The 12366-nt window shown below is 54.7% G+C and carries 14 protein-coding genes; 2 read left to right on the top strand and 12 right to left on the bottom strand.

The features are described from left to right. The coding region (locus ACFCTO_RS11490; protein WP_499876928.1) for a hypothetical protein at positions 1–239 on the top strand (239 nt) is incomplete at its 5' end. Positions 240–418: 179 nt separating this feature from the next. Here ACFCTO_RS11490 and ACFCTO_RS11485 read toward each other — a convergent pair. The 4 genes from ACFCTO_RS11485 to ACFCTO_RS11470 all read right to left on the bottom strand — a co-directional run bounded on the left by ACFCTO_RS11485 (position 419) and on the right by ACFCTO_RS11470 (position 4300). Further along, positions 419–1756: an MFS transporter gene (locus ACFCTO_RS11485; protein WP_499876927.1), complete on the bottom strand. Its 1338-nt coding sequence runs from the start codon at positions 1754–1756 to the stop codon at positions 419–421. Positions 1757–1837: 81 nt separating this feature from the next. Continuing rightward, the gene (locus tag ACFCTO_RS11480) at positions 1838–2353 is read right to left on the bottom strand and encodes a transcription repressor NadR (protein WP_020311126.1); all 516 of its coding nucleotides are present in this window, start codon (positions 2351–2353) and stop codon (positions 1838–1840) included. A 14-nt stretch (positions 2354–2367) separates the two neighbouring features. Then, complete coding sequence (locus ACFCTO_RS11475; protein ID WP_292262132.1) at positions 2368–2880, bottom strand: hypothetical protein; 513 nt, start codon at positions 2878–2880, stop codon at positions 2368–2370. A 166-nt stretch (positions 2881–3046) separates the two neighbouring features. Then, entirely contained in the window at positions 3047–4300 is a 1254-nt protein-coding gene (locus ACFCTO_RS11470; protein WP_499876926.1) for a diaminopimelate decarboxylase family protein, read from the bottom strand. A 151-nt stretch (positions 4301–4451) separates the two neighbouring features. On the opposite strand from ACFCTO_RS11470, the gene ACFCTO_RS11465 reads away from it, so the two are divergent. Beyond that, positions 4452–5378 (top strand): LysR family transcriptional regulator, encoded by a 927-nt coding sequence (locus tag ACFCTO_RS11465; protein ID WP_499876925.1) that lies wholly within the window; start codon positions 4452–4454, stop codon positions 5376–5378. On the opposite strand, the gene ACFCTO_RS11460 is transcribed toward ACFCTO_RS11465, so the two are convergent. The 8 genes from ACFCTO_RS11460 to queA all read right to left on the bottom strand — a co-directional run bounded on the left by ACFCTO_RS11460 (position 5313) and on the right by queA (position 12365). Beyond that, a complete protein-coding gene (locus ACFCTO_RS11460; protein ID WP_499876924.1) occupies positions 5313–6224 on the bottom strand; it encodes an AEC family transporter in 912 nt (303 codons plus the stop codon). The two genes, ACFCTO_RS11465 and ACFCTO_RS11460, sit on opposite strands and share 66 nt — an antisense overlap. Before the next feature lie 3 nt (positions 6225–6227). Then, a complete protein-coding gene (gene yedF / locus ACFCTO_RS11455; RefSeq protein ID WP_499876923.1) occupies positions 6228–6812 on the bottom strand; it encodes a sulfurtransferase-like selenium metabolism protein YedF in 585 nt (194 codons plus the stop codon). Between the two features lie 183 nt (positions 6813–6995). Then, positions 6996–7925, bottom strand: a complete 930-nt coding sequence (secF, locus tag ACFCTO_RS11450; protein WP_020311120.1) for a protein translocase subunit SecF — start codon at positions 7923–7925, stop codon at positions 6996–6998. Next, a complete protein-coding gene (gene secD / locus ACFCTO_RS11445; protein WP_499876922.1) occupies positions 7922–9157 on the bottom strand; it encodes a protein translocase subunit SecD in 1236 nt (411 codons plus the stop codon). The genes secF and secD overlap by 4 nt, the downstream gene beginning before the upstream one ends. Positions 9158–9209: 52 nt before the next feature. Continuing rightward, positions 9210–9776, bottom strand: a complete 567-nt coding sequence (locus ACFCTO_RS11440) for a 5-formyltetrahydrofolate cyclo-ligase (RefSeq protein ID WP_499876921.1) — start codon at positions 9774–9776, stop codon at positions 9210–9212. After that, positions 9766–10179, bottom strand: coding sequence for a preprotein translocase subunit YajC (gene yajC, locus ACFCTO_RS11435; RefSeq protein WP_499876920.1), 414 nt, complete (start codon positions 10177–10179; stop codon positions 9766–9768). Before yajC ends, ACFCTO_RS11440 begins: the two co-directional genes overlap by 11 nt. 44 nt (positions 10180–10223) lie before the next feature. Continuing rightward, positions 10224–11330, bottom strand: a complete 1107-nt coding sequence (gene tgt / locus ACFCTO_RS11430; protein WP_499876919.1) for a tRNA guanosine(34) transglycosylase Tgt — start codon at positions 11328–11330, stop codon at positions 10224–10226. 15 nt (positions 11331–11345) lie between these two features. After that, positions 11346–12365 carry a tRNA preQ1(34) S-adenosylmethionine ribosyltransferase-isomerase QueA gene (gene queA / locus ACFCTO_RS11425; protein WP_499876918.1) on the bottom strand — a complete coding sequence of 340 codons (1020 nt, stop codon included), beginning with the start codon at positions 12363–12365 and terminating at the stop codon, positions 11346–11348. Position 12366 lies beyond the last annotated feature (1 nt).

Below are 12366 nucleotides of genomic sequence, written 5' to 3'. Positions count from 1 at the left end.
GAAGAGCGTTTGGCTCTTGTTTATTGATTGGTATTACTCATTGTTTGACGTTCTATATAATAGAACCTCGCACGTTGGCGTTCATTCAGTTCATTGTTCAGTTTTCAAAGGTCATCATCATCACCGCTTGTCGCGGCGACTTGCTTATTTTAACAAACTCAGAAGAGCTTGTCAAGGATGGAATTGAACTTTTTTTCAAAGTTCAATTCCATCCTCAAGTGCCAAGGCCTTCGCCCTAACAACTTGTTTAGTATATCACATTATGTCGTTTTGTCAAGAACTAAATTTTAAATCCTGTAAAACTTAAAACTTCATTTCCGAGCATTTCCGAACTCATGCGACATAAAGTATTTTATCATCGAAAAAAAAAGCTGTCAAGCATATTTTGACAGCTTTTTTACATTTTCCCTATGAAATTTTATTTGGCCTTGACCAGCCGTTCGCTGATGCTTTCCAAGTCCTTCTGCTTGCTTTCGACGCCGAGGCTCATGACGATGACGGCGACAGCGGCGAAGACCAGGGCGAACATGTAGAAGACACTGGCAAAGCCGAAGCTCCGGGCCAGCAGGGCACCGACCATCATGGGCGCAGCCATGCCGCCAAAGCGGCCGAAGCCGGCAGCCCAGCCGCTTCCCAGGGCGCGGATAGCCGTCGGATACTGTTCCGGCGTATACGTATAGAGTACGCCCCAGGCACCGAGGTTGAAGAAGGACATGACGGAGCCCCACATCATGAGGGCCGCTGCCGTCGACGCATGGCCGAAGAAGTAGCTGGCGACGCCGCTGAACAAGAGGAACGCCGACAGGGTATATTTGCGGCCGATCTTATCGACGAGCCAGGCCGCGCAGTAATAGCCCGGCAGCTGGGCCAGGGTCATGATGAGGACGTATTCAAAGGTCTTGACGACGGTAAAGCCCTGCTGGAAGACCAGCGAAGGCAGCCACATGAAGATGCCGTAGTAGCTGAAGTTGATGCCGAACCAGACCAGCCAGAGCATGATCGTCCGCGACGCAAAGGGCTTTCTCCACAATTCCCGGAACGAAGCCTTGGCGACGACCGGCACGGTTTCCTTTTCGCTGACAAAGGGCGCTACGGGTACGTGCAGCTGCCGTTCCAGGGAGACGACGATCTTCCGGGCTTCGCCGACGCGGCCATGAGCCAGCAGGTAGCGGACCGATTCGGGCATATGCATGCGGATCAGGCAGACATAGAGTGCCGGCAGGGCGCCGATGAGGAAGGCCATGCGCCAGCCATAAAGGGGAATGAAGAAATAGGCGATACAGGCAGCTGCAATCCAGCCGAGACCCCAAAAACTTTCCAAGAGGACGATGAAGCGGCCCCGTACGCGGGACGGCGCATATTCGGAAACGAGCGTCGCCGCTACGGGCAGTTCCCCACCCAGGCCGAAGCCGACGAGAAAGCGGAAGACGAGCAGGGATTGATAATTCCAGGACAAGGCGCAGAAGGCCGAAGCGATGCTGTACAATAAGACCGTAATGGTGAAGACCTTCTTGCGGCCTATGCGGTCGGCGATGGTGCCGGATACGACGGCGCCCAGGGCCATGCCGATGAGGCCGATGCTGCCGATGAGGCCCATCTGCCCCGGTGCCAGGCCCCATTCTTTGGCCAGTACAGGCAGGATAAAGGCGATGAGCCCTGTATCCATCGAGTCGAAGAGCCAGCCAAGGCCCGTGACCAGCAGCAGTTTATAGTGGAAACGGCCCAGGGGCAGCGCTTCCAGTCGTTCTAATACCATAACAACAGTTCCTCCTATCTGTACACATGTCATGACAGTTATATTTACATGACCTTATTGTACCGATATAGAGGGGAAATGTCAATCCTTATATAAGACGCCGACGTCGCGCAGGGCCTGGCCGATGGCATCGAGTTCTTCTTCCGTCGCCGCTTCGACGAGATGCGTATGGATGCCGCCGCTGATGGTACTGAGCATTTCCGCATGGGAATCATGCATGCGCTTGATATACTGCTGGATATCCCGGCGGGAATGAAGGTTCAAGGTCCCTTCCAGGTTGCCATAGACGTCGTGTTCGATGACGACGTTGTGGACGATGCCGCCATTATCGACGATGGCATTGAGCTCTGCTTCCATCAAATCGCTGCCATGGCAGCAGACGAAGACCCGCGTACAACCCGGTGCGGCCGGTGTGACCAGCTGATAGCCCCGGGGCGTCGAGATGATGGCGATCCCCTGGGCGCGCAAAATAGCCACGTCGCCGACGATGATCTGCCGGCTGACGTTGCAGGCTTTCGATAAGGCCGTCCCGGTGACGGCCGACGACGATTCCTGAAGAATCTGAAGAATCTTTTCTCTCCGTGCACTACTATCCATAAACAAAGTCCCTCCTAAATATCTTTATAGACCTGCTGTCCCCGCGTGGGAATATCGAACAGCATGGCCAATCCCCGTCCCCACAGCCAGCCCATGCCGATGCCCGGCGCAAAGCCCAGGACCTCGTTGAACAGCCACGAATGAGTGATGAAGGGCATGTGGTAGGCCACGGCCTGGAACGAAGCGAAAATCAGACAGAAAAAGAGATTCACCGGCAGGGCCGTCCGCAAGGGCGGACAACGAAGGCGGTGCTGCTTGCGGCAATAGGTCAGTTCCGGCAGGCCCTTCTTGAACCACAGGCCCAGACCCAGGCCCAGGAAAAAGGCCATGAGGAAACAGAGGGTCGTCAAAAAAGGATATTCCGTATAATAATATAATACAGCCGCAGCCCAGATGGCAACCAGGACGCAGGGGCCTGCGAACCACCACAGGCGGCACATGCGGCTCTTCCGGAAGTAAATGCCATAGGCGATCATGGCCATAGCCATGCAGAGTTGTATCCCTGTCAGGATATCATAGGCGCTCATCACGGTCGGCTCCCCCTTTCTGTGCCTCTTTGAACGATGAGATGATGTATGTTCAGTATATAGGGTAAAGATTAAAAGGAGATTAAAATTCAAAAAAATTTTACAATAAAAAAAGGGTATCCCATGAAAATTTTTAATTCATGAGATACCCTTCATTCATATTCGATTATAAATCAGAGAAATCAAGGGTAGCGAAGAGGTCGTCCAGGGTTTCAGCCCGGCGGATCTGGGTGACGCTGCCATCAGCATGGAGCAGGAGTTCAGCCGAACGGAGCTTGCCGTTGTAGTTGAAGCCCATGGAATGGCCGTGTGCGCCTGTGTCGTGGATGACCAGGATGTCGCCGTCGTCGATTTCCGGCAGGCTGCGGTCGATGGCGAATTTATCGCAGTTTTCGCAGAGCGAACCGGCGACGTCATAGACGTGGTCTTTCGGTGCATTTTCCTTGCCCATGACCGTGATGTGGTGGTACGAACCGTACATGCCCGGACGCATGAGGTTGGCCATGCAGGCATCGACGCCGATGTATTCCTTCCAGATGTGCTTGTGATGGATAGCCGTCGTGACCAGGTAGCCGTAAGGGCCGGTGATGGCACGGCCACATTCGAAGGAGATACGGCATTTGTCGAGGCCAGCCGGTTCCATTATTTCTTCAAAGTGTTTCTTGATGCCCGCACTGAGTTCGTCATAGTCAATGAACGATTCTTCCGGACGGTAAGGAAGGCCGATGCCGCCGCCGAAGTCGAGGAATTCGATATTGATACCCAGCAGGTTCTGTACTTCGACAGCCAGTTCAAACATCATCTTGGCCGTGTTGATCAGGCCGTTGACGTGGAGTTCATTGGAGACGACCATGGTGTGCAGGCCGAAGTGTTTGACGCCTTTATCCTTGAGGATGCGGAAGGCATCAATGACCTGTTCGCGGGTCATGCCGTATTTTGCTTCTTCCGGCGTACCGATGATATCGTTACCGCCTTTGAGGAGCGGACCCGGATTGTAGCGGGCGCAGATCCATTCCGGCAGGGGACCGCGTTCTTCCATGAATTCAATCATGGAAATATCGTCGAGGTTGACCAGGGCGCCCAGTTCCATGGCCCGTTTGAACTCAGCATAAGGCGTATCATTGGACGAGAAGACGATGTCATGGCCTTTGATGCCGACTTTGTCGCACAGTTCCAGTTCTGCCAGGGAACTGCAGTCTGCACCGACGCCTTCTTTCTGCAAGAGGCGCATGATGTACGGGTTCGGCGTAGCCTTGACGGCAAAATATTCTTTGAAGTCATAAGCCCAGTCAAAGGCTTTGATCAATTTACGGACATTATCGACGATGGCTTTTTCGTCGTAGATATGGAACGGTGTCGGGTGTTCGGCAATGATAGAACGGATTTGTTCTTCGTTAAAGGGGACAGTTTTTTTGTTCATCCTATTTCAGCTCCAGTTTCTTGTAATTGAATTCATTGTTTCTCTACATGGGTTATTATATAATACAAGTAGACAATTTGTGAAATAGATTATTTTAATTTATTTCATTCGATAATCAAATTAAATCAAATTATCTGAAGGAGGTCCGGCCATGGACACAACGACACTCCGGACGTTCATCGCCCTGGCACAAATCAAGAACTTCACCAAAACGGCACAACAGCTCTTCGTCGCACAATCGACAGTCACCAACCGCATCCGCGACCTGGAAATGGAACTGGGCGTGCCCTTATTCATCCGCAGCCACAAACAAGTCGACCTGACGCCGTCAGGCCAGAAATTCCTGGACTATGCCCAGCGCTTCGTTTCGCTGGAACTGGCAGCCCTGCAGGACATCCAGTCGTCGCCGACGTATGCCCAGAAAATCAGCATCGGCACGACCAACACCATTTACGAATGTCACCTCCAGCGCCGCATCCGCAGCTTCCTCAAAGAGAAGAAGGACCTGTCCCTGCACGTCACCATCGGCCATACGACGGCCATGATGCACCAGCTCCAGGACGGGACGCTGGACGCGATCTTTTCCTTCAGCGCCATGTTCCGCGACGGCTATATCTGCCGGCCTTACCGGACGGACTCGCTGGTCCTGGTCTGCCAGGCAGACAATACGGAATATGCCAATGGCATTTCCAAGGACGACCTGCAGAAAATCGACTACCTCTTCTGCAATTTCGCCCTCCAGGGCGTCGGCCTCTACATCCAGGACCTGTTCCCACGCCATCACCGCTTCCCCCTGGAAATCGACAACAGCACCAAGCTGCCCCAGTACGTGGCCGACGGCATCGGCTATACTTTCCTGCCCAAGAGCCTCATCGAAGAGGACCTGGCTGAAAAGCGCCTGCGGGCCATTCCCCTCCTCGATTTCGAGCCGCCCAAAGTCGACAGCTACTACATCACGCGCAGCCCATCGACGATTCCGGCCGACCTGGAAGAAGAATTACTGGCCGACTGCTCATACGGACTGCAGGGCGATGATCATGGCCGACATGACGACGATGGACAAGAGGATATAAAATGAGCTGATGCAGGCAGCCACTTCGATTTTGAGCTTCATCTTGGCCGTGTAGTAGCAGGCCATGCCGGCGACCGGTGCAAAGACCAGGACCATGATGACTTTCTTGATGGCCATGGGATAATCGAGGGCAAAATAGACGAAGGCCGCTATAACGACGGACGCCAGCAGGCGCAGGCCCACATCGGTATAGATGAGGTGCAGGTATTCTTTTTTCAAGGACAAGCCCAGGGCGACGCCGATCATGAGCATGGACAAGAAAGTATTGGCCGACGCCGGAATCTTGGCCCAGTCGATGACGACTTGGGGCAGGGAGAAACCGGCCAGTGACAGGACGATCATGGTAATATACGATAAGACCGGAATGGATGAAAAAATCGTCTTGCCCAGGATCATGACGATGTTCTCCCCTTTCTCGCCGCGCACACAGCGGGCCAGGCCATAGGCCCCGCCGAGGCACATGAGAGAGTTGCCGGCATCGAAGATGCAGACGATGAGGACGGCGGCGCTGTCGAAGAAGTAGGACACGAAAGGCAGGGCAAAATTGCCGATGTTGTAGCCGTTCATGTTGAGCATGTAAAAGGCTTTTTCGTCCTTCGTCCGGCCGGCGGCATAGCCCATGGCGACCATGACCAGGTTGAAGATGATGGCCAGGAGGCTGATGAGCAGATAGCGCGTGTCGAAATGGATGCCATTGAGGTTGACGACGATGACCGACGGCAGGGTGATGTTGAAGACAATCGTCGAAATGGTATTAAAAGTGCTGCGCCCGAAAAGGCGCAGCTGTTTTAAGGTATAGCCGCAAAAGATAAAGGATACGAGGATGGCGGCTTTAATAATCGTTTCTTCCATGGCCTATGGTTTGACGATGCGGTTGGCCGTGCGCATCATTTCGACGATACGGAACATATTGGTAATGGAGCCGACGGCGACCTTGTCGGTCAGGCCATAGTAGTTGAGGCAGGCACCGCAGGCGTAGATTTCGACGCCATGGGCTTCGAGGTTCTTCAAATCTTCCAGCGATTCCGAACCTTCCGTGACCAAGGGGACACCGCCGTTGTAGAAGATGACCCGTTTCGGCAGGACATCCTGTTCGGTCAGGGTGTAGATGAAGGTCTTAAGCAGGTTCTTGCCCAGCTGATCGTCGCCGACGCCCATGACGGGTGCATTGATGACGACCGTGTAGTCCGAGCCCGACGTAACCGACCCTTCGTCTTCACTGACATCGGCCCCTTCCTTGACCAGGCGGACCGTGTAATGCGTATCCGATTCCTGGCTCATCGTATAGGAGCAGTTCATTTCCTGGGATAAATTCTTGAGGTTTTCCGTAGCGATTTCGTTGTCGACAGTGATTTCGACAGCATCGTGGTCCTTCAAAGCCTTGTGGGCTTCAATGACCGGGAGCGGGCAGGCTTTGCCCAAAGCATTGATTTTAAACATCGTGATTCCTCCTTGTTTTAGGGATAGGGGTTCGTGGCTCGTGGTTCGTGGTTCGTGGCGGGCCGCCCTTTGGGACGGCCCCTACAACAGTGAAATTTTTAAAATAAAAACCATCCGCTAACAGCTAACTGCTAACCCCTAACAGCTTTAAAAGGCTTGTCGCACGACGACAAGCCTTTTATGTTATTCTTCTGTTTCTGCCGGTTCTGCTTCTACGGCGTGGGGACCGCGTTTATGAGAGGTATGGTTCTTCCATACGACCCACAGGGACGTATCGACGCAGATGGACGAATAAGCCCCGCTGATGAAGCCGATGAGCATGACCAGGGAGAAGTTCTTCGTCGAATCGCCGCCAAAGAAGTGCAGGGCACCGCAGGCGAAGAGTACTGTCGTCAGGGTATAGATACTGCGATGGATACTCTGGGCGATACTGTCATGGGCCAGTTTTTCATACGAGTCCGTCCGGCGGTGGGTCCGCGTGTTTTCACGGACGCGGTCGAAGATGACGACGGCTTCGTTCATGGAGTAGCCGACGACCGTCAGGATGGCCGCCAGGAAGGACGCGTCGATTTCCAGATGGAAGAACGAGAAGAAGCCCAGGACCATGATCAAGTCGTGCAGGATCGACACTAAGGCCGAAATAGCGATCTTATATTCAAAGCGGAAGGAAATGTACGCAGCCAGGGCGATGAAAGCCACAGCCAGGCTGGTAACGGCATTTTTCGTGACTTCCGAGCCGATGACGGCGCCGACCGATTCGGTCCGCTTGATTTCAGCCCCGCCTAAAGCCCCGCTCAGTTTATCCGAGACGGCCTTGCTTTCGTCACTGGACAGGTTGCGCATGCGCAGCATGACATCAGTCGACGAATCCTGGTCGGTGACGCCTGTCAGCTGGATGACCGTGTTGCCCAGGTCCATGTCGGCATTGTCGATGACCTGGCGGACTTCAGAAACGGTGACGGCTTTATTGAACTGCATATCGAGGATCGTGCCGCCCGTGTAGTCGATGCCGAAGTTGAAGCCGTTGATGAAAATAGAGATCAAGCTGGCAATGACGAGGACAGACGATAAGGTGAACCACCATACGCGATGTTTGACAATATCAAAACTCATTTCTGTCCCCCCTTTTTCAACATATGTTCAGGCGGTTTGCGGTTCAGGCCGTAGAACCAGGGATTGGTGATGAGGCCTGTATTGATGAACCACGTGAGCAGGGACCGGCTGACGACGATGGCCGTGAACATGCTGACCACAAGGCCCAATGCCAGGTTGACGGCAAAGCCTTTGACCGTGCCGCTGCCCATGACGATGAGGACGATGGCGGCGATCATGACCGACACGTTGGCATCGAGGATGGTGTTGAAGGCCCGGCGGAAACCGGCTTCCATAGACGTCCTCAGGCTCTTGCCGACGAGGACTTCTTCCTTGAACCGTTCAAAGATAAGGATGTTGGCATCGACGGCGAACCCCATGGACAAGATGATACCGGCAATGCCCGGCAGGGTTAGTGTCGCGTCGAGGTATTTCAGGATGCCCAGCAGGATGAGGACGTAAACCAGCAGGGCGATGTTGGCTACGACGCCGGACATACGGTAAATGACGATTAAGAAGATCATGATCAGGATGATGCCGATGGCAAAGGCCTTTTCACTCTTGATCTTGGAGTCGAGGCCCAGGCTCGGGCCGATGGTGCGGACTTCCATGACTTTCAATTTGACAGGCAGGGCACCGGAACGCAGGAGGATAGCCAGGTTCTTGGCGTCTTCCAGGGTCTTGCTGCCCGTGATGACAGCTTTACCTCCGGTAATCGGTTCGTTGACGACCGGATTGGTGAGCAATTCACCGTCGAGGTAGATGCCGATTTTATGGCCTACATTGGACGCCGTCAGGTCGGCGAACTTCTTCGCCCCTTCGTCGGTAAATTCAATGGCGACGACATTCTTATGGCCCTGGTCGATCTGTTCCTTGGCAGTCTTCAGATCATTCCCGGTCATACGGGTCGTGCCGCTTTCATCCTTGAACTCCATGACAGCCGTTTTCCCGATTGTCTCGATGGCTTTTTCCGGATTCTTTTCACCGGGCAGCTCGACGATGATACGGCGGGCGCCTTCCTTCTGGACAAGCGGTTCGGTCAGGCCCATTTCATTGATACGGCGTTCGACGATGGTGACGGCACGGCTCAAGGAGTCTTCCGTAACCGGAGCGTCCGGCGTATCTTCGGCTTCCAGGACGATATGCGTACCGCCCTGTAAGTCCAGGCCCTGTTTGATGGAGTTGGCAAGCGGATAAATCAAGGTAACAAAGGCGGCCAGGATGATGATGACTGCCCCGAAAAATTTTATCATGTTACGAGTCCGCAACAATACTCCCCCCTCTGGGTAATCTTCAATAGTTTTTTTATGGATGGATAATGAGATGCTGTTTGTCCGTGACGATATCGGTCATGATGACGTCATGGGCTTCGACGGGCACGTCGGGGATGATCTGGACATCCCAGGCTGCAGCAATCGCGGCTACTCCGCCCTTTCCGGCCAGGAAGCGGTCATAATAGGCCGCCCCATGGCCCAGGCGGTGGCCCTTGGCGTCAAAAGCCAGGCCGGGCACGAAAATGACATCGAGCTCATCGGCTTCGATGCGCGGATTGTCCGGCGGTGCCGTCCGGATGCCGTAGGCGCCGCAGACAGCCTGTTCCAGCGTATACAGGCGCCGCCCTTCGATATGCTGTTTATCGACGCAGACAGGGACGTAGACTTCCTTGCCGGCAGCCAGGGCATCCTTGATCAGGGCATCGAGGCTGACTTCGTCGGGCATATGGAGAAAAGCCATGATACTGCTGGCCTGGCGGTACTGCGGCAGGGCGGCCAGACGGGCGCAGACAGCGGCACTGGCCGCTGCCTTTTCTTCCGCCGTCAGCCCATGGAGGCGGGCATCCATGGCTTTGCGCAGTTCTTTTTTACTGGCCATCTTTGGCTTCGGCTTCTTTCGTTTCGCCAGCGGCTTCGCTCTTGGCTTCAGCCGGAGCTTCTGCCTTGGTTTCAGCGGCTTTTTCGGCAGCTTTTTCAGCCTTTTCCGCTTTCTTATCCGCTTTTTTGCCTTCGGCCTTGCCCAGGACCTGGGCTACAGCAGCGCGGGTGACTTTGATTTCGACGCGGTCAGCAATGCGGACGACGAGGTAATCGTCGTGCAGGGAAACGATATTCCCCATGACACCGCCGACGGTGACGATCTTAGCACCGGGCTTCAGGCTTTCCAGCATTTCCTGCCGTTTTTTCTGCTGTTTCTTCTGCGGACGCCATAAGAGAAAGTAGAAAATGACGACCATGAGGATAATGGGCCAAAAAGCATTGAGCTGTTCCATAATATCCATGTCTTACACCTCCGTGAAATAAAAAATAGTCTATATGCAAGCGCTTACGCGTCTTGATAACGTTTCCAGAAATCCTGGCGGAACCGGCGGAACGTGCCGTCGAAGATGGACTGGCGCATATCCCGCATGAACTGCAGCAGGAAGTACAGGTTGTGGATGCTGACCAGGCGGTATGCCAGGAGTTCTTCGGCCTTGAAGAGATGGCGGATATAGGCGCGCGAATAGTTGCGGCACGTATAACACTGACAGCCTTCTTCAATGGGATGGAAATCGTGGGCATACTTGGCGTTGCGCACGGTCAGGCGGCCCGTATGGGTCATGGCCATGCCGTTGCGGGCAACGCGCGTCGGGAAGACGCAGTCAAACATATCGACGCCGCGGGCGACGCCTTCGAGCAGGCAGTCCGGCGTGCCGACGCCCATTAGGTAACGGGCCTTGTTTTTCGGCAGATACGGTGTCGTATGCTCTAATATATCATACATTATATCCTTAGATTCGCCAACACTCAAGCCGCCAATACCATAGCCTTCGAAATCCATGTCGACCAGGTCCTGGCAGCTCTGCTTGCGCAGGTCCTTGTACATGCCGCCCTGGACGATGCCGAACAGGCCCTGCGTATCGCTGTGATGGTGGTCCAGGCAGCGCGCAGCCCAGCGGCTGGTCCGTTCCGTCGACATCTGGGTGTATTCATAGTCCGACGGATAAGGGATACATTCGTCGAAGGCCATGGCGATGTCCGAATCGAGGGCCATCTGGATATCCATGGAAACTTCCGGCGACAGGAATTTCTTCGACCCGTCCAGGTGGGACCGGAAGGTGACACCTTCTTCGGTGATCTTGCGCATCTGTCCCAGGCTGAAGACCTGGAAGCCGCCGCTGTCGGTCAGGATGGCCTGTTTCCAGTTCATGAATTTATGCAGGCCCCCCGCTTCCTGGACCAGATCGTGGCCGGGCCGCAGGAACAAGTGGTACGTATTGCTGAGAATGACCTGGGCGCCCATATCGTAGAGTTCTTCCGGCGTCAGCGTCTTGACCGTCGCCTGCGTGCCGACAGGCATGAACATGGGCGTCTTGAAGGTGCCGTGCGGCGTGCGCAGTATCCCGGCGCGGGCGCCGTCACATTCGGCCTGCTGTTCGTAGGTAATGACCATATAGCTTTTCCTCCCTTAGTGAATGAACATGGCGTCGCCGAAACTGAAGAAACGGTATTTTTCCTGGACGGCGATTTCATAGGCTTTCAAGATTTTTTCCCGCGTCGACAAGGCGCTGATGAGCATGAGCAGCGTCGATTCGGGAAGATGGAAATTAGTGACTAGGGCGTCGACGATGTGGAAGGTGAAGCCCGGATAGATGAAGATATTCGTCCAGCCCGAACCGGCCTGCAGGGTCCCTGTCGTGCCGGCGCTTTCCAGAGTGCGGATGCTCGTCGTGCCGACGGCGATGACCCGGCGGCCTTCGGCCTTGGCCTTGTTGATCTTGGCAGCCGCTTCGGGCGTGATGCTGTAGAATTCGCTGTGCATCTGGTGGTCTTCGATGTTTTCTTCTTCGACCGGCCGGAACGTCCCCAAGCCGACGTGGAGAGTGACGAAGACTTCTTCCACGCCTTTATCGCGGATCTTCTGGAGCAGTTCCTCCGTAAAGTGCAGTCCTGCAGTCGGAGCCGCTGCGCTGCCGCGTTCGTTGGCATAGACCGTCTGGTATTCATTGGGGTCTTCCATCTTTTCGTGGATATACGGCGGAAGCGGCATTTCACCGATCTTGTCGATGATGTCGTCGAAATTGCCCTGGTAAGCGAACTTGATGATACGGCCGCCGAAATCGGTCCGGTCTTCGACAGTGCCCGTCAGGCCTTCGGGAAACTCGATCGTCGTCCCCGGCAGGGCCTTCTTGCCCGGCTTGACCAGGACTTCCCAGCGGTCGTCGCCGACAGGCGTCAAGAGCAGGACTTCGACCTTGCCGCCAGTCGGCACCCGTTTGCCGTGGAGCCGGGCCGGGATGACGCGGGAATCGTTGAAGACCAGGACGTCGCCTGGGTGCAGTTCGTCGACAAGGTCGTAGAAATACTTGTGTTCGATGGCGCCGGTCTGACGGTCATAGAGCATGAGGCGGGCGTGGTCCCGCGGTTCAGCCGGATGCTGGGCGATGAGTTCTTTCGGTAAATCGTAGTAAAAATCTGTCAGTTTCAAA

The organism is Megasphaera indica (genome assembly GCF_046614755.1).
GTDB lineage: Bacteria > Bacillota > Negativicutes > Veillonellales > Megasphaeraceae > Megasphaera > Megasphaera intestinihominis.
The sequence above is the reverse complement of the archived record's forward strand: the minus strand, read 5'-3'. Positions and strand labels throughout refer to the sequence as shown.